The following is a 16,187-nucleotide window of genomic DNA, read 5'->3' as shown; positions in this document are numbered from 1 at the left end:
TGTCGGCGATCAACGTTACCTCCGGCGCTCATGCTATCGTTCCCGCCCCCATTGCAGCCTGCCCCGACTCATGGCCCAGATCTCTCGCCCTCTACGCTTGACGTTCTACATCCTGGTGATTCTCGCCGGTACCGTAATCAGCGCCGGCCTGGCCATGCGCCACGCCGAGCGCCTGGCACTGGTGGAAGAGGCGGCTCGCTCCAACGAGCAGCTGGGACTCTACGCCAACTCCCTGCACACCCTGATCGAGCGCTATCGCGCGCTGCCGGCGGTGCTGGCCCTGGACCCGGAATTGCGTGCGGCGCTGCAGGGCCCGGTCACGGCACAGACCCAGGATGCACTGAACCGCAAGCTGGAAAAGATCAACGGCGCCGCCCGCTCCTCGACCCTTGAGCTGCTCAACCATGAAGGCCTGGCCGTGGCCGCCAGCAACTGGCAGTTGCCCAGCAGCTATGTGGGCCACAACTACGGTTTCCGCCCCTACTTCAAGCAGACCCGCAGCCAGGGCAGCGGACGTTTCTACGCGGTGGGCGTGACCAGCGGGATTCCCGGGTATTTCCTCTCCAGCGCGGTCAAGGCCGACAACGATGACTTCCTCGGGGCCATGGTGGTCAAGCTGGAGTTTCCCGAGCTGGAGCATGAATGGAGCCAGGGCAATGACACCCTCCTGGTCAGCGACTCGCGAGGCATCATCTTTATCGCCAACCAGCCCGGCTGGCGCTATCGGCAGTTACAGCCGCTGTCCGAAAGCGATCTGGCGGACATCAGGCTGACCCGCCAGTACGACAAGCAACCCCTGACCCCGCTGCAACACACGGCCCTGCAACGGTTTGACGCCAACAGCAGCCTGGTCCGGGTCGACGGCCCCCACGGCATTGCCAATTACCTGTGGGAATCCCTGCCGCTGAGCGCCGAAGGCTGGACCCTGCACCTGCTGCGCAAGCCGGCGAGCGCCTTCGAGGAAAGCCGCAACGCCGGCCTCGCCGCCGCCGGCGCCTGGCTGACCCTGGTGTTCCTGTTGCTGTTCCTCAGCCAGCGCTGGCGCCTGGGGAAAATCCGCCAGCGCAATCGCCAGGAGCTGGAACAACTGGTGGAAGAACGCACCCGGGACCTGCGCACCGCCCAGGAAGGCCTGGTGCAATCGGCCAAGCTGGCCGCCCTGGGGCAGATGTCCGCGGCCCTGGCCCATGAAATCAACCAGCCACTGACCGCCCAGCGCATGCAGCTCGCCACCCTGCGGCTGCTGCTGGATCACGGTCGGGTGGATGAGGCCTACAAGGCCCTGCGGCCCCTGGACGACATGCTGACGCGCATGGCCGCCCTCACCAGTCATCTCAAGACCTTTGCCCGCAAGAGCCCCAGCGGCCTGCGCGAACGCCTGGATCTGGCCGCGGTGGTGGACCAGTCGCTGCAGCTGCTGGAAACCCGGCTGCGTGCCGACAACATCCAGGTCGAGCTGCACCTGACCCGCCCGGCCTGGGTTCGCGGCGATGCCATCCGCCTGGAGCAGGTGCTGATCAACCTGCTGCGCAACGCCCTCGATGCCATGCAGAACAAGCCCGAAAAACACCTGCAGATCAGCCTCGAAGCCGAGGACCAGCTGTGGCAACTGCGGGTCGCCGACAGCGGCGGCGGGATCGCCGAAGAACACCTGCTGAGCGTGTTCGACCCGTTCTTCACCACCAAGCCGGTGGGCGACGGCCTGGGCCTGGGTCTGGCGGTGTCCTACGCCATCGTCCATGAACTGGGAGGACGCTTGAGCGCCGCCAATCGCGATCAGGGCGCAGTGTTCACCCTGAGCCTGCCCATCGACCTGGAGGCCCATATCCAATGCTGAACTCGGTGATCGTGGTGGATGACGAGGCCAGTATCCGCACCGCCGTCGAACAGTGGCTGAGCCTCTCGGGGTTCAGCGTCCAGCTGTTCAGCCGTGGCGAAGACTGCCTGGCGCAATTGCCGCAGAACTTTCCCGGGGTGATCCTCAGCGACGTGCGCATGCCCGGTATCAGTGGCCTGGAGCTGCTGGCCCAGGTCCAGCGCCTGGACCCGGATCTGCCGATCATCCTGCTCACCGGCCACGGTGATGTGCCCATGGCGGTCGAGGCCATGCGCGACGGCGCCTATGACTTCCTGGAAAAACCCTTCAGCCCCGATACCCTGCTCAGCAGCCTGCGCCGGGCCCTGGACAAGCGGCGCCTGGTCCTGGAGAACCGCCACCTGCATCACCAGGCCGACAGCCGGGCCAAGCTCGATGCCACCTTGCTCGGGGCGTCCCGCGCCCTGCAGACCCTGCGCCGCCAGGTGCTGGACCTGGCCGCGCTGCCAGTCAATGTGCTGATCCGTGGCGAAACCGGCAGCGGCAAGGAGCTGGTTGCCCGCTGCCTGCACGACTTCGGCCCCCGGGCCGGCAAACCCTTCGTGGCCCTGAACTGCGCAGCGATCCCCGAACAGCTGTTCGAGGCCGAACTGTTCGGCCATGAAAGCGGGGCGTTCACCGGCGCCCAGGGCCGACGCATCGGCAAGCTGGAATACGCCGATGGCGGCACGCTGTTTCTCGACGAGATCGAGAGCATGCCCCTGGCCCAGCAGGTCAAGCTGCTGCGGGTGTTGCAGGAACAGAAACTGGAACGCCTGGGGGCCAACCAGAGCATCAAGGTCGACCTGCGGGTGATCGCCGCCACCAAACCGGACCTGCTGGAGGAAGCGCGGGCCGGACGATTCCGCGAAGACTTGGCCTATCGCCTGACCGTGGCCGAACTGCGCCTGCCGCCCCTGCGCGAGCGCCGCGAAGACATTCCACAGCTCTACGAGCACTTCGCCCGGGCCGCCGCCGAGCGCCTGGGACGCAGCGTCGCGCCCTTGAGTGGCGCCCAGTTGAGCCGCCTGCTCAGTCACGACTGGCCGGGCAACGTGCGCGAACTGGCCAACGCCGCCGAGCGTCAGGTACTGGGCCTCGGGGAGCCGGAGGCCGAAGTGCTTGAAACCGGCCCATCCCTGGCCGCGCAGCAGGAAGCCTTCGAAGCCCAATGCCTGCGCGCCGCCCTGACCCGCCACAAGGGCGAGATCAAGGCCGTGCTCAACGAACTGCAACTGCCACGCCGGACCCTGAATGAAAAAATGCAGCGGCACGGCCTGACCCGGGAAATGTTCCTCAAGGACAGCTGAAGCGACAACGGCAGCAGAAGCGGCAAGCCAAACGCCAAGCTTGCGGCTTGCAGCTTAAAGCTTGCCCCTGCCTCCCTGGCAGATTTCCGCTCATGAGATCGCCGCCAATCGGCGGATTTCCGCTCATCATTTGCGCCAAACCCTTGTATTCCGGGCTTCCCGGCCCTGGCACAGGTCCTGCTATAGCCCCAGCAGGCTGCGCTTGCGCGCGCTCCACAAAAACAATGAATAGAAGGATCCGTCATGGATATCTCTAATACCCTGCCTGCCGGGTCGGCGGCCGCATCCGCCACCGAAAAGACCACCGCCAGCCGCCTGAAGTCGATCTTCAGCGGTTCCGTGGGCAACATGGTCGAGTGGTACGACTGGTACGTCTACGCCGCCTTCTCGCTGTACTTCGCCAAGGTCTTCTTCCCCAAGGGCGACACCACCGCGCAACTGCTGAACACCGCCGCGATCTTCGCCGTGGGCTTCCTGATGCGCCCGATCGGTGGCTGGCTGATGGGCCTGTACGCCGACCGCAAGGGCCGCAAGGCCGCCTTGATGGCTTCGGTGCTGCTGATGTGCTTCGGCTCGCTGATCATCGCCCTGACCCCGGGTTACGAAACCATCGGCGTCGGCGCCCCGATCCTGCTGGTGCTGGCGCGCCTGATGCAGGGCCTGTCGGTGGGCGGTGAATACGGCACCTCGGCCACCTACCTCAGCGAGATGGCGACCAAGGATCGTCGCGGCTTCTTCTCCAGCTTCCAGTACGTGACCCTGATCTCCGGCCAGCTCATCGCCCTGGGGGTACTGATCGTGCTGCAGAACATCCTCACCACCGAGGAGCTGCAATCCTGGGGCTGGCGGATTCCGTTCGGCATCGGCGCCCTGTGTGCGGTGGTGGCGCTCTACCTGCGTCGCGGCATGGAAGAAACCGAGTCCTTCACCAAGAAGAAAGAGAAGCCCAAAGAAAGCCTGATGCGCACCCTGATGCGTCATCCCAAGGAACTGCTGACCGTGGTCGGCCTGACCATGGGCGGCACCCTGGCCTTCTACACCTACACCACCTACATGCAGAAATACCTGGTGAACACCGTCGGCATGAGCATTTCCGACTCCACCACCATTTCTGCCGCCACCCTGTTCCTGTTCATGTGCCTGCAGCCGGTAATCGGTGCCCTCTCGGACAAGGTCGGCCGGCGGCCGATCCTGATTGCCTTCGGCATCCTCGGCACGCTGTTCACCGTGCCGATCCTCACCACCCTGCACACCATCCAGACCTGGTGGGGCGCGTTCTTCCTGATCATGGCGGCGCTGATCATCGTCAGCGGCTATACCTCGATCAACGCAGTGGTCAAGGCCGAGCTGTTCCCCACGGAAATCCGCGCCCTGGGCGTGGGCCTGCCCTACGCACTGACCGTGTCGATCTTCGGCGGCACCGCGGAATACATCGCCCTGTGGTTCAAGAGCATCGGCATGGAAACCGGCTACTACTGGTACGTCACCGCCTGTATTGCCTGTTCGCTGCTGGTCTACGCGACCATGAAGGACACCCGCAAGCATTCGCGGATCGAGACCGACTGAAAACCACAGCGCCCGGGTGCAAGGCCCGGGCGCTTTTTTTCGCGATCTGTGGGGAGGCGTTCGCCGGCCAGCCGGCGCCTACAGAAAGTGGGTTTGGCTCAGGAGAGTTCGGCGGCGCCCTGGCGCGCATAGCGGTTCTGGGCCCAGGCCGCGCCGACAATCATCACCAGCAGAATCCCCGCCAGTACCGCCGACGAGCCGATGGTGCCGAAATCCAGCCCGCCCTTTTCATGGGGCTTGGTGAGGAAGTCGCCCAGGGTGGCGCCGAACGGCCGGGTCAGCACGAAGGCCACCCAGAACAGCAGCACCGACGAGAGCCGGGTGAGGTACTTGAGCAGGACCACCACGGCAATGGTCGAGCCGATCAGCAACGCGCCGCCGGCAAAACCCAGCCCCGAATCGTCCGCCAGGTAATCGCCCAGGGCGGTGCCCAGGGTGTTGGAAAACAGGATCGCCATCCAATAGAACAGCTCGCCGCGAAAGGTCTGGATCCTGTTGACGTTCAGCGAGTCGCCACTCAGGCGCCAGGCGGCGAAGATCGCCAGCAGCATCCCGATCAGGATCAGCGAGCCACTGGCATAGCCCAGGCCCAAGGTGCGGTCCATGAAGTCCGACAGGGTGGTGCCGGCGGTACTGGTGGAGAGAATCACCATCCAGTACAGCACCGGGTTGTAGGTCTTGGACCACAGCTGGGTGACCAGGGTCAGCAGGAACACGCTGATCAGGATCATCGAGCTGATGGCGTAACCGACATTGAGGGTCATCGACAGCAGATCACCGGCGGTTTCCCCCAAGGTTGTCGCGCAGATTTTCATGACCCAGAAGGCCAGGGTGATCTGGGGAAGTTTGTTCATTGATCAAGGAGCTCCAAGGGTCGCATTCAAAATGGCCTGTCGTGGGTTGCAGACCTGCGCGAAGGCTGAAGGCTCGGGGGTGAAAAATAGGTCGGGGCCGAATGAAAAAACCGTTGATGGTTTTTTTAATCCTTTCCTGCCCCATGGACTGAGCCATTAACGGTCAGTTAATGCCGGCTCCTTAGGCTGCTACTGAATCCAAGTTGCGACTTGGTGCGTATCTGTAATGAGGCCTGAATGCGCTGATCGGCGGTGAGTGACGCCCCTATACACATCGATAAATTCGATTTTAATAAGCATTTATTTGCGCTTTTTAATCAACTTTATCGGAGTAGGATTCACATCAAGCCCAACGCAAACACCTCAACGAACCCGGAGACACCGCCATGAAAACCAAACTGATCCTCGCCCTGACCCTGTCGGTACTGGCTGCCAACACCTTCGCTGCCGACGGTTACGACCGCACCGGTTCCGCCACCCTCGCCGCCGATGGCTACGACCGCACCGGTTCCGCCACCTTCGCCGCCGATGGCTACGACCGCACCGGTTCCGCCACCTTCGCCGCCGATGGCTACGACCGCACCGGTTCCGCCACCTTCGCTGCCGACGGTTACGACCGCACCGGTTCCGCCACCCTCGCCGCCGACGGCTATGATCGCACCGGCTCTGCCACCCTCGCCGCCGATGGTTACGATCGCACCGGTTCCGCCACCCTCGCTGAAGACGGCTACGACCGCACCGGTTCCGCCACCTTCGCCGCCGACGGCTACGACCGCACCGGTTCCGCCACCTTCGCCGCCGACGGCTACGACCGCACCGGCTCTGCCACCCTCGCTGCCGATGGCTACGACCGCACCGGTTCCGCCACCCTCGCTGAAGACGGCTACGACCGCACCGGTTCCGCCACCTTCGCGGCCGACGGTTACGATCGCACCGGTTCCGCCACCTTCGCGGCCGACGGTTACGATCGCACCGGTTCCGCCACCATCAGTTGATCGACTCACCTGACATCACAGCCCGGCTTCGGCCGGGCTTAGTCTTTTGTGCTCCGCCAACATCCCCCGTCAGCGGCCTAAACCGGGGTTTGGAACGCTGGAATTCGAGCAGTGCGCACTGCACTATGGCGCCCTTCACTCGCCCCACAGCAGGAACCTTGAGCCATGTCCGACGATATCCACTTCTACCAACCCGCCCTGGGCCACGGTCTGCCCCATGACCCGTTCAATGCCATCGTCGGCCCGCGCCCCATCGGCTGGATCTCTTCCCAGGATGCACAAGGCCGGCTGAACCTAGCGCCTTACAGCTTCTTCAATGCCTTCAACTACATTCCGCCGATCATCGGGTTCTCCAGCGTCGGGCGCAAAGACAGCCTGAACAACATCGAGGCCACCGGTGAATTCGCCTGGAACCTGGCTACCCGGCCACTGGCCGAGCAGATGAACCAGAGCTGCGCCGCGGTTGCGCCCGAGGTCGACGAGTTCGCCCTGGCCGGCCTGACGCCCGTGGCGTCGAAGGTCATCAGTGTGCCGCGGGTAGCCGAGAGCCCGGTGTCCTTCGAGTGCAAGGTCACCCAGATCATTCAATTGCAGCGGGCGGACAAAGAGCTGGTGCCGAGCTGGCTGATCCTCGGCGAGGTGGTCGCCGTGCATATCGCCAAGTGGCTGCTCAAGGACGGGATCTACGACACCGCCGCGGCAGAACCGATTCTGCGCGGCGGCGGACCGGCGGATTACTTCCAGCTGGGGCCGGAAGCGTTGTTCAAGATGCACCGCCCGGGGGCGGTCAAGTAGCGCGGCGAATCAGTCGGCTTTCCAGCTCAATTCGCCGTCCTGATCGACGTCGGCCAGCTGTTCGAGTTGTTGTGCGGCAGCCTGGTCGGCGTCATGGGCAGTCTTGAACCTCTGCTCATCCAGGACTTTGTGAAAGCGCGGGGCGCCCGATGCTCCGAGGGCTTTGACGGCGATGGCGGCGCTGTATCCGCCCTCCCCCGGAACCACCGCGGAAACGGCTTCGTAATGTGCAAACTCTTTGCGTGCCATGTTGCAAGTCCTGGCCAATGAAAAGTCGGCCATTGTAAACCTTCAACTGGCCAGCTTGTGCAGCGGTGCACGCTGCAGTTGGGGGTATTCGCCATGGGCTTGGAGCGCCGACACCGTACTGAAGGTATGAAAATCCAGGCTGTTGACCACCAGGTCCTGCACCAGCTCGGCAAAGATCGCCATGGCCGGCGAGCTGAAATAGGCGGTCATCGCCTGCTGGCTGCTCCAGAAACCGGACACCAGCCACAGGTCGGCATCGCACTGCGAATGCTGCAGGGCGAAGTGCAGGCAACCGCTGGCCTGGCGCGACGGTTCGATCAGGCTGCTCAAGCGCGCACCCAGTTCCTTGGAACGCCCGGCCCGGGCTCGGACAAAGGCCATGTGACTGACCGGAATATGCGTGGACATGTGCGACCCTCCCAGGGTGTTGTCGAGGCAGCCGGGGACGGGCTGCGACAGGATCAACGATACGGGGCGGGCCCTTTCGCGCGTTAGTCGATTTCTGCCGTTGATTTGCCCAATCCTGCGACCAGCCGCTTTCTCCATCGCTTGGGCGGCGGCATGGGGCAAAAGCGTTACCGCGGCGTTTCAAGCAAGTGACGCGCCCGGGCGTCGGCGCCTCTTGTCTATCCCGCGCGCAAGCAGCAGGATCAGGCAAGTTTTACGCAGGATTCGCCTACCCGCGACTCTTGCACAAACTTAAGCTGTGCCGACTGCAAACACCCCGAGGCGCCCCATGTCATCACTGGATACCCTGCCGCCGCCCCTGGCTCCGGAGATGGAACGCCAGCGCGTGGAACTGGCCGCGATCATCGCGCGCAACACCACCGAAGACGGCAGCTACGCCACCGCCATCGACTCGCTGTTCGTCTCGCGTCACAGCACCTCCCATCACTTCGGCTCGGTGCTGGCGCAACCGGCGCTGTGCATCATGGCCCAGGGCCGCAAGGAAGTGCGCCTGGCCGATGAAAGCTACAACTACGACCCGCTGAATTACCTGGTGGTCTCGGTTTCCGTACCGCTGAGCGGCAAGGTGGCAATCGTGTCGCCGCAGGAGCCGATCCTGGCCCTGCGCCTGGACATCGACCCCGGCGAAATCAATGCGCTGATCGCCGATGCCGGCCCCCTCGGCGTCCCTGCCCGGCCCACCGGGCGCGGCCTGTACGTGGAACGCCTGGACCCGGCGATGCTCGACGCGGTGCTGCGCCTGACCCGCCTGCTGGACACCCCGAAAGACATCGCCATGCTCGCGCCCCTGGTGCGCCGGGAAATTCTCTATCGCCTGCTGCGCAGCCCCCAGGGCCACCGCCTGTATGAGATCGCCACCGCCAACAGCCAGGGCCACCGGGTCAACCAGGCCATCAAGTGGCTCAACGGCAATTTCGTCCACCCGCTGCGCATCGATGAGCTGGCCCGGGAAGTCAACCTGAGCGTGTCGACCCTGCACCACCGCTTCAAGGCCATGACCGCCATGAGCCCGTTGCAGTACCAGAAACAGCTGCGCCTGCAGGAAGCCCGGCGCTTGATGCTGGCCGAAGGGCTGGAAGCTTCGGCGGCGGGTTACCGGGTCGGCTATGAAAGCCCGTCGCAGTTCAGCCGCGAATACAGCCGGCTGTTCGGCGCGCCGCCGTTGCGGGACATGGCGCGCCTGCGGGTTGGCGGGTAACCCGGGTTCGCCGGCAAGCCGGCGCCTACAGGGCGCGGATGACGTGCTTGAGTTCCTGGAACGCCTGCAGGCCCCAGGGGCCCAGTTCGCGGCCGATGCTGCTCTGCTTGTAACCGCCCCAGGCGGTCTGGGGAAAGATCACCTGGGGCGCGTTGATCCATACCAGGCCGGCCTGCAAGGCATTGGCGACCCGTTCGGCATTGTCCAGGTCCGCTCCCACCACGCTGGCCACCAGGCCGAACTCGCTGTCGTTGGCCAGCGCGATCGCCTCCTGTTCGCTGCTGAAGCTGCGCACGCAAAGCACCGGGCCAAAGATCTCTTCGCGCCACAGGGCGCTGTCCAACGGCACTTCGGTGAACACCGTGGGCTGGATGAAAAAGCCCTGGGCCAACCCCACCGGACGGCCGCCGCCACACACCAGCCTGGCGCCGACATTCAAGCCGCGCTCGATGTGCGCCAGCACGCGCCGGTATTGCGCCTGGTTGACCAGGGGGCCCATGGTCACCTCCGGGTCGCACGGGTCGCCCACCCGAATAGCCTCGGTCCGGGCCTTGAGCCGCAAGAGGAATTCATCGGCCAGTTCGTCGGCGACCAACACCCGGCTGGTGGCCGAGCACATCTGCCCGGCATTGAAGAAACCGCCGCCACAGGCCAGCTCCACCGCCAGGTCCAGGTCGGCATCGGCCAGCACCAGCAAGGATGACTTGCCGCCCAGTTCCAGGCTCACGCCCTTGACGGTTTCCGCCGCCCGCTGCATCACCTGGACCCCCACCGCATTGCTGCCGGTGAAGGAAATCTTCGCCACGCGCGGGTCCGCCGCCAACGGCGCGCCCACCGCCAGGCCAGTGCCGCACACCAGGTTGAACACGCCATCGGGCAAGCCGCTGTCGGCAATGATCGCCGCCAGCTCCAGCTCCGCCAGCGGGGTCACTTCCGAAGGCTTGAGCACCACGCAACAGCCCGCCGCCAGAGCGGGCGCGAGCTTCCAGGCGGTGGTGACCATGGGGAAGTTCCACGGCACGATCAGCCCGACCACGCCACAGGGCTCGCGGCGCAAGCGGGCGCTGAAGTCGGCGCTGGGCAGCGCCACCTCGGTGTCCTGGGCCCGGTCCAGCCCCTCGGCCAGCCCGGCGTAATAGTCGAAGGTGGCAATCACATCGTCCACGTCCATTGCGGCTTCGAACTGCGGCTTGCCGTTGTTGCTCGACTGCAAGTGCATCAGGCGCTCACGGCGCTCGGCGACGCCGCGGGCAATCCTGCGCAGCACCGCGGCACGCTCGGCCCCACTGCTTTGCGACCAGCGCGCGAAACTTTGGGTGGCGGCCTGCAACGCCTGATCCACCGCCTCGGCACCGCCCCCCGCCACCTGCGCCAGCGGGGCCTCGGTAACGGGGCTGATGACCTGCAACAGCGCGCCGCCCGCCGACCATTGGCCGTCGATGTACAGCCCGTTCAACACCGCTTGCGCGCTCATGCCGTGACTCCCTGGGTCCAGCGGTTCTGGTCGATTTCAATCAGGGTCGGGCCCTGGCGATCCACCGCCGCGCGCAATGCCGCACGCAGTTGCTCGGCGGTGTCGATGCGCTCGGCGGCGCACCCCAGGCCCTTGGCCACGGCGATGAAATCCGGGGTGTAGATGTCGACGCCCACCGGCTCGATGGCGCGGTTGACCATGTATTTCTTGATCTCTTCGTAGCCCTGGTTATTCCACAGCAGGACGATGATCGGGGTCTGCGCCTCGACCGCGCAGGCCAGTTCCGCGAGCGTGAACTGCAAGCCACCGTCGCCGATCAGGCAGGCCACCGGCCGGCGCTGGCTGGGCTGCGAGCCGCCGCCGAGCCAGGCACCAATCGCCGCCGGCAAGGCATAACCCAAGGTGCCGTAGCCGGTGGAGGCATTGAACCAGCGTCGTGGCCGCTCGGGGTTGAAGGTCAGGTTGCCGCTGTACACCGGCTGGGTGGAATCGCCCACCACGACGATCTCCGGCAACTCCTCGAGCACGGTTTCCAGCAACCGGGTCTGGGCCCGGGTCGGCGCGTCCCAGAGGCCTTCGAGTTCGCTGCGCAGGGCCGCAGCCCGAACCGGGCCCCAATCGGTGCCCCGGGCACTCAAGGGCTGGCGCGACAATTCTGCCAGCAGCGCTTGGGCTGCAATCTGTGCGTCGGCCACCAGTGCCACTTTCGGCGGGTAGTTGCGCACGGTCTGGTCGGGGTCGATATCGATGCGCAGCAAGGCACCGGGAATTTCAAAACCACCGGCGAAGGTCACGTCGTAGTCGGTTTCCGCCAGTTCGGTGCCAATGGCCAGCACCACGTCGGCCTCCGCCACCAGGGCCCGGGTCGCCACCAGCGACTGGGTGGAGCCGATCAGCAGCGGATGCGCCGACGGCAGCAGGCCCTTGGCGTTGATGGTCAAGGCCACCGGCGCTTGCAGCCGTTCCGCCAGGTGGGTCAGGGCCTCTGCGGCGTCAATGGCGCCACCACCGGCCAGAATCAACGGCCGCTTGGCGTTGGCCAACAGCTGGCTCATCTGCGCGATGGCCGCCGGGGCGGCGCCGGCACGGGCGATCTGCACCGGCTCGCAAGCCAGCAAGTGGTCGGCTTCCTGGACCAGCACATCGAGGGGAATCTCGATGTGCACCGGCCGTGGACGCCCGGCCTGGAACAGGGCGAAGGCCCGGGCCAGCACTGCCGGCAGCTCGTCGGCGCTCATCAGGGTATGGGAAAACGCCGCCACGCCACTGACCAGCGCACTCTGGTTGGGCAACTCGTGCAGCTTGCCGCGCCCGCCGCCCAGCTGGCTGCGGGTCTGCACGCTGGAGATCACCAGCATGGGGATCGAGTCAGCGTAGGCCTGGCCCATGGCGGTGGTGATGTTGGTCATGCCGGGGCCGGTGATGATGAAGCACACGCCGGGCTTGCCGCTGGTGCGGGCGTAGCCATCGGCCATGAAACCGGCCCCCTGTTCATGCCGCGGGGTGACGTGCTTGATGGAAGAACGGGCCAGGCCGCGGTACAGCTCGACCGTATGCACCCCCGGAATGCCGAACACCTGCTCGACGCCATAGCCCTCGAGTAACTTGACCAGTACTTCACCGCACGTCGCCATCTCATCGCCCTTCTTGTTGATTGGATACCCGGCGGGCGCCACTGCCGGGCGCCGGGAGAGGGCTATTGGAACGGCGCGCCGGTAGCCGCAACAATGGATAAAAAGTCATACTAGCCATGTCCCCACGTCATGCCTTGGCTCCCCATGAAACGCCTTCCCCCCCTGCCCGCGCTGCACACTTTTCTGGTCACCGCCCAGTGCTGCAACTTCACCCGCGCCGCCGAGCAACTGCACATCACGCAAGGCGCCGTGAGCCGGCAGATCGCCGGACTGGAAAGCCACCTGGGTTATCCGTTGTTCCAGCGCCAGGCCCGCGGCCTGAGCCTCACGGCCGAAGGCCGGGAATGGCTGCCGCGGGTGCAGCAGGTGTTCGAACTGATCAATGGTGCGGTGGACGAGATCGGCGGGCGCAATCGCCACCTGCGGCTCAAGGCCCCGACCTGTGTGATGCGCTGGCTGCTGCCCCGCTTGCTGCAGTGGCAAAAGGAGCGCCCCGAGGTGCCGGTGCAACTGACCACGACCATTGCCCACGGGGTGGATTTCGGCCGCGAGCCGTTTGACGCGGCGGTGATGTATGGCGCGCCGCCGCCCCCGACCCTGGGCTCGCGGCACCTGTTCAATGAACAGCTGACCCCGGTCTGCTCCCAGCCCCTGCTGGAAGGCCCGGTACCGCTCAGAAGCCCCGCCGACCTGCAACAGCACCTGCTGTTGCACCCATCCCATGACCAACGGGACTGGCAGACCTGGCTCAAGGCCGCCGGTACGCCACTGGACACCCTGGGCAAGGGCCAGCACTTCGAAACCCTGGACCTGGCGATGTCCGTGGCGTCCCAGGGCACAGGCGTGGCGATTGGCGACTGGGCGTTGATTGGCGATGACCTGAGTGCCGGGCGGCTGGTCATGCCCTTTGAATTGAAGGTGCCCACGGGGCAGGCGTATTACCTGGTGTACCCGGAACGTCCGGGGCCTTCGGCGGCCCTGCAGGAACTGCTGGACTGGCTGGTGGAACAGGCCCGACAGCGCTGAAGCAGAAAACCTGATGCCGGCAGACAGCAAAAAGGCCCGCGTGGGGCCTTCGACACTGAGTGCAACACCCCGGTAGCCGCCTGGAGCAGGCGGCTACCGGGGCAATCGGCCGCTAATCAGTAACCAACGGTGAAACGCTGACGGCGATGAGCCGGTTTTTCCACTTCATCGAGCAGGGCGATGGCGTAGTCGGCAAAGCTGATCCAGCTGCGGCCTTCGGCGCTCACCAAGAGATCGTCCTGGCCCAGGCGGAAGTGCCCGGTACGTTCACCTTCGACGAACTCCGCCGATGGCGAAAGGAAGGTCCAGTCCAGATCCTGCTCCTTGCGCAAGGTGTCCAGGTACACGCCACCGGCGCTGGCCTCGGCCTTGTACTCCTCCGGGAAGCCCGGGCTGTCGATGACCTTGCCGCCGCCGGGCAACAGCAGCGAACCGGCACCGCCGACCACCAGCAGACGCTTGACCCCGGCCTTTTTCACCGGATCGATGATGGCATTGGCCGGGATGGTGGAAAAATGCGCGGCACTGATCACCACGTCGTGACCGGCCACTGCCGCCTGCAACGCAGCACTGTCGGCCACATCCACTTCGCGGGTGACCACGCCGGCACGCTGGCCGATCTTCGCTGTGCTACGGGCGATGGCGGTGACGCTGTGACCGCGACGCAGGGCTTCTTCCAGCAGTTGGCTACCGGCACGGCCGGTGGCGCCAATGATTGCGATGTTGCTCATGATGTGTCTCCAGTTGGCTAAGAGAGTACAGAGGCATCCGCCCCCACAGGGGAGCGGGTCAAACCGGTGTCACCACTTCATTTCGCCCTTGGCGACCTTGGCGCTCAGCTCCAGGGAGCTGTCTTCGCCCAGGTCCGGGTAACGCTTCTTCATGGCCGCGATCAGTGCGGCAGAATCCTTGGCCTTGGCTGTCTCTTCATCGAAGGCTTTGATGTAGTCCGCGGTGAAGTGCACCGGGGCCAGGGTACGGGCGCTGTCACCCAGGAAGTGCCCGGGGATCACGGTCTTGGGTTGCAGGCCCTCGATGGTCTTCAGGGTGCTCAGCCAGTCGGTATGGGACTGTGGCGTCTGGGTATCGGCCATCCACACGTGGATGTTTTCCGCGACCACCACGCCACCGACCACCGCCTTGATCGACGGAATCCAGACAAAGCTGCGGTCCGGCTGCTTGCCGTCCAGGCCGATGACTTCGAGCTTCTGCCCTTCCAGGGTCAGGCTGTGGCCCTTGAGCACACCGGGCACGATGGTCTTGGCCGGCACGTCAGCGCCCATTTTCGGGCCCCAGAACGCCAGCTTGCCGTCCACCGTGGCCTTGATGTGATCCACGGTCGGCTGCGAAGCCACGACCTTGGCGTCGGGGAAGGCGGCGGTCAGGGTGTCGAGGCCGAAGTAGTAGTCCGGGTCACCGTGGCTGATGTAGATGGTGGTCAGGTGCTTGCCGCTGGCGCGAATCTTGTCCACCAGTTGCTGGGCCTGGGACTTGCCGAACTGGGCGTCCACCAGGATGGCGTCCTTCTTGCCGCTGACCAGCACCGAGGTCACCGGGAAGATGGCATTGGCGCCCGGGTTGTAGACATCCAGTTGCAGGCTGGGCTCGGCGGCTGCGGCATGGGCGGCAAAACCCAGGGTGGCGGTGGCCAGCAGCAGGCGTTTGAGTGAGGTGAATCCGATCATGAAGGCAGCTCCGGCATCGATTGACAGGTGAGAAGTGGAGCAAGCTTAGTTGCCAGTCTCGTTACAAAAAATGCGATGCTTGAACATAGTTTGTTTCTGAAAGCGGGCAAATCATGGATCGTCTCCAAGCAATGCGGGTCTTCGTCACCGTCGTCGACCTGGGCAGCCAATCGGCCGCCGCCGACCACCTGGACCTGTCGCGACCGGTGGTTTCACGCTATCTGGCGGAACTGGAGGACTGGGTCGGCGCGCGGTTGATGCACCGCACCACGCGCAAGCTGAGTCTGACCGCCGCCGGCGGCGAGATCCTGCCCCGCTGCCGACAGATGCTGGAGTTGTCCAACGACATGCAGGCGGCGGTCGGCGAACCTGATGACGCGCCCCGCGGGCTGCTGCGCATCAGCGTCAGTACCTCGTTCGGCCAATCGCAACTGGCCGATGCCATGGCCGACTACGTCAAACGCTATCCGGGCGTGAGCATCGACCTGCAGATGCTCGACCGCACGGTGAACCTGGTGGATGAGCGCATCGACCTGGCCATCCGCACCAGCAACGACCTGGACCCGAACCTGATCGCCCGCCGCCTGACCGTCTGCCGCTCGGTGATCTGCGCGTCCCCGGCCTATCTGCGCGAACACCCGGCACCGCAACGGGTGGAAGAGCTGAGCCGGCACAACTGCCTGACCCACTCCTACTTCGGCAAGAGCCTGTGGCATTTCGAACAGGACGGCGAGCAGGTGTCAGTGCCGGTACAGGGCAACATCAGCGCCAACGAAGCCAGCACCCTGCTGCGCGCCACCGTGGCCGGCGCCGGTATCGCCATGCTCCCCAGCTACCAGGCCGGGGAGTACATCAAGCGCGCAGAGCTGGTGCGCCTGCTGCCCCATGCCGAACCGCGCAAGATGAACATGTACGCGGTCTACGCCTCACGCAAGCACATGCCCGCCACCCTGCGCAGCATGCTGGACTTCCTGGTCCTCAGATTCCCCCAGGAACCGCTCTGGGACGTGGGACTCTAGCCATACGATCGAACCGCTGAATACCTCGCCAATCAGACCGGCCAGCGGTCTGGCAAGCA

At 65.0% G+C, this 16,187-nt stretch carries 15 protein-coding genes; 8 read left to right on the top strand and 7 right to left on the bottom strand.

Annotated features, from left to right (window positions below; all coding sequences use genetic code 11):
• Positions 1 to 70: 70 nt before the first annotated feature.
• The 3 genes from ACMGG8_RS11050 (at position 71) to ACMGG8_RS11040 (ending at position 4,731) form a co-directional block, all read left to right on the top strand.
• Complete coding sequence (locus ACMGG8_RS11050) at positions 71 to 1,837, top strand: ATP-binding protein (RefSeq protein ID WP_414159580.1); 1,767 nt, start codon at positions 71 to 73, stop codon at positions 1,835 to 1,837.
• Positions 1,831 to 3,165, top strand: a complete 1,335-nt coding sequence (locus ACMGG8_RS11045) for a sigma-54-dependent transcriptional regulator (protein ID WP_060840756.1) — start codon at positions 1,831 to 1,833, stop codon at positions 3,163 to 3,165. Before ACMGG8_RS11050 ends, ACMGG8_RS11045 begins: the two co-directional genes overlap by 7 nt.
• A gap of 243 nt (positions 3,166 to 3,408) precedes the next feature.
• A complete protein-coding gene (locus ACMGG8_RS11040) occupies positions 3,409 to 4,731 on the top strand; it encodes an MFS transporter (protein WP_060840757.1) in 1,323 nt (440 codons plus the stop codon).
• A 98-nt stretch (positions 4,732 to 4,829) separates the two neighbouring features.
• Here the strand turns inward: ACMGG8_RS11040 and ACMGG8_RS11035 are convergent, their stop codons facing one another.
• Positions 4,830 to 5,585 (bottom strand): hypothetical protein, encoded by a 756-nt coding sequence (locus tag ACMGG8_RS11035; RefSeq protein ID WP_060840758.1) that lies wholly within the window; start codon positions 5,583 to 5,585, stop codon positions 4,830 to 4,832.
• A 386-nt stretch (positions 5,586 to 5,971) separates the two neighbouring features.
• Here ACMGG8_RS11035 and ACMGG8_RS11030 point away from each other — a divergent pair, with 386 nt between their 5' ends.
• Entirely contained in the window at positions 5,972 to 6,580 is a 609-nt protein-coding gene (locus tag ACMGG8_RS11030) for a heme utilization protein (protein ID WP_414159579.1), read from the top strand.
• A gap of 165 nt (positions 6,581 to 6,745) precedes the next feature.
• Positions 6,746 to 7,375: a flavin reductase family protein gene (locus ACMGG8_RS11025; RefSeq protein WP_060844456.1), complete on the top strand. Its 630-nt coding sequence runs from the start codon at positions 6,746 to 6,748 to the stop codon at positions 7,373 to 7,375.
• 9 nt (positions 7,376 to 7,384) lie between these two features.
• Here ACMGG8_RS11025 and ACMGG8_RS11020 read toward each other — a convergent pair whose 3' ends face one another.
• Together ACMGG8_RS11020 and ACMGG8_RS11015 are read right to left on the bottom strand one after the other, a co-directional pair.
• Positions 7,385 to 7,657 (bottom strand): hypothetical protein, encoded by a 273-nt coding sequence (locus ACMGG8_RS11020; RefSeq protein ID WP_060840761.1) that lies wholly within the window; start codon positions 7,655 to 7,657, stop codon positions 7,385 to 7,387.
• A 9-nt stretch (positions 7,658 to 7,666) separates the two neighbouring features.
• Positions 7,667 to 8,032 carry a putative quinol monooxygenase gene (locus ACMGG8_RS11015; protein ID WP_060844457.1) on the bottom strand — a complete coding sequence of 122 codons (366 nt, stop codon included), beginning with the start codon at positions 8,030 to 8,032 and terminating at the stop codon, positions 7,667 to 7,669.
• Between the two features lie 328 nt (positions 8,033 to 8,360).
• Between ACMGG8_RS11015 and ACMGG8_RS11010 the strand changes: the two genes are divergently transcribed.
• Entirely contained in the window at positions 8,361 to 9,290 is a 930-nt protein-coding gene (locus tag ACMGG8_RS11010) for an AraC family transcriptional regulator (RefSeq protein ID WP_060840763.1), read from the top strand.
• A gap of 25 nt (positions 9,291 to 9,315) precedes the next feature.
• Here ACMGG8_RS11010 and ACMGG8_RS11005 read toward each other — a convergent pair whose 3' ends face one another.
• Both ACMGG8_RS11005 and ACMGG8_RS11000 read right to left on the bottom strand, forming a co-directional pair.
• A complete protein-coding gene (locus ACMGG8_RS11005; protein ID WP_414159578.1) occupies positions 9,316 to 10,764 on the bottom strand; it encodes an aldehyde dehydrogenase family protein in 1,449 nt (482 codons plus the stop codon).
• Positions 10,761 to 12,398 (bottom strand): 5-guanidino-2-oxopentanoate decarboxylase, encoded by a 1,638-nt coding sequence (locus ACMGG8_RS11000; RefSeq protein WP_414159577.1) that lies wholly within the window; start codon positions 12,396 to 12,398, stop codon positions 10,761 to 10,763. Before ACMGG8_RS11000 ends, ACMGG8_RS11005 begins: the two co-directional genes overlap by 4 nt.
• Before the next feature lie 144 nt (positions 12,399 to 12,542).
• On the opposite strand from ACMGG8_RS11000, the gene ACMGG8_RS10995 reads away from it, so the two are divergent.
• Complete coding sequence (locus ACMGG8_RS10995) at positions 12,543 to 13,424, top strand: LysR substrate-binding domain-containing protein (protein WP_108545403.1); 882 nt, start codon at positions 12,543 to 12,545, stop codon at positions 13,422 to 13,424.
• A gap of 116 nt (positions 13,425 to 13,540) precedes the next feature.
• Here the strand turns inward: ACMGG8_RS10995 and ACMGG8_RS10990 are convergent, their stop codons facing one another.
• Positions 13,541 to 14,155, bottom strand: a complete 615-nt coding sequence (locus tag ACMGG8_RS10990; protein ID WP_060840766.1) for an NAD(P)-dependent oxidoreductase — start codon at positions 14,153 to 14,155, stop codon at positions 13,541 to 13,543.
• 69 nt (positions 14,156 to 14,224) lie between these two features.
• Positions 14,225 to 15,109 carry an MBL fold metallo-hydrolase gene (locus ACMGG8_RS10985; RefSeq protein ID WP_108545319.1) on the bottom strand — a complete coding sequence of 295 codons (885 nt, stop codon included), beginning with the start codon at positions 15,107 to 15,109 and terminating at the stop codon, positions 14,225 to 14,227.
• A gap of 113 nt (positions 15,110 to 15,222) precedes the next feature.
• On the opposite strand from ACMGG8_RS10985, the gene ACMGG8_RS10980 reads away from it, so the two are divergent.
• The gene (locus ACMGG8_RS10980; protein WP_060840768.1) at positions 15,223 to 16,128 is read left to right on the top strand and encodes a LysR family transcriptional regulator; all 906 of its coding nucleotides are present in this window, start codon (positions 15,223 to 15,225) and stop codon (positions 16,126 to 16,128) included.
• Positions 16,129 to 16,187: the final 59 nt, after the last annotated feature.

It is taken from the genome of Pseudomonas sp. BNK-45, from assembly GCF_047456255.1.
In the GTDB taxonomy this organism is placed as follows: domain Bacteria; phylum Pseudomonadota; class Gammaproteobacteria; order Pseudomonadales; family Pseudomonadaceae; genus Aquipseudomonas.
The sequence above is the reverse complement of the archived record's forward strand: the minus strand, read 5'-3'. Positions and strand labels throughout refer to the sequence as shown.

Bases quoted from the DNA above. Each gene is read 5' to 3' on its own strand.
- ACMGG8_RS11050 (WP_414159580.1), top strand. From the start codon at position 71: ATGGCCCAGATCTCTCGCCCTCTACGCTTGACGTTCTACATCCTGGTG.
- ACMGG8_RS11045 (WP_060840756.1), top strand. From the start codon at position 1,831: ATGCTGAACTCGGTGATCGTGGTGGATGACGAGGCCAGTATCCGCACC.
- ACMGG8_RS11040 (WP_060840757.1), top strand. From the start codon at position 3,409: ATGGATATCTCTAATACCCTGCCTGCCGGGTCGGCGGCCGCATCCGCC.
- ACMGG8_RS11035 (WP_060840758.1), bottom strand. From the start codon at position 5,585: ATGAACAAACTTCCCCAGATCACCCTGGCCTTCTGGGTCATGAAAATC.
- ACMGG8_RS11030 (WP_414159579.1), top strand. From the start codon at position 5,972: ATGAAAACCAAACTGATCCTCGCCCTGACCCTGTCGGTACTGGCTGCC.
- ACMGG8_RS11025 (WP_060844456.1), top strand. From the start codon at position 6,746: ATGTCCGACGATATCCACTTCTACCAACCCGCCCTGGGCCACGGTCTG.
- ACMGG8_RS11020 (WP_060840761.1), bottom strand. From the start codon at position 7,657: ATGGCCGACTTTTCATTGGCCAGGACTTGCAACATGGCACGCAAAGAG.
- ACMGG8_RS11015 (WP_060844457.1), bottom strand. From the start codon at position 8,032: ATGTCCACGCATATTCCGGTCAGTCACATGGCCTTTGTCCGAGCCCGG.
- ACMGG8_RS11010 (WP_060840763.1), top strand. From the start codon at position 8,361: ATGTCATCACTGGATACCCTGCCGCCGCCCCTGGCTCCGGAGATGGAA.
- ACMGG8_RS11005 (WP_414159578.1), bottom strand. From the start codon at position 10,764: ATGAGCGCGCAAGCGGTGTTGAACGGGCTGTACATCGACGGCCAATGG.
- ACMGG8_RS11000 (WP_414159577.1), bottom strand. From the start codon at position 12,398: ATGGCGACGTGCGGTGAAGTACTGGTCAAGTTACTCGAGGGCTATGGC.
- ACMGG8_RS10995 (WP_108545403.1), top strand. From the start codon at position 12,543: ATGAAACGCCTTCCCCCCCTGCCCGCGCTGCACACTTTTCTGGTCACC.
- ACMGG8_RS10990 (WP_060840766.1), bottom strand. From the start codon at position 14,155: ATGAGCAACATCGCAATCATTGGCGCCACCGGCCGTGCCGGTAGCCAA.
- ACMGG8_RS10985 (WP_108545319.1), bottom strand. From the start codon at position 15,109: ATGATCGGATTCACCTCACTCAAACGCCTGCTGCTGGCCACCGCCACC.
- ACMGG8_RS10980 (WP_060840768.1), top strand. From the start codon at position 15,223: ATGGATCGTCTCCAAGCAATGCGGGTCTTCGTCACCGTCGTCGACCTG.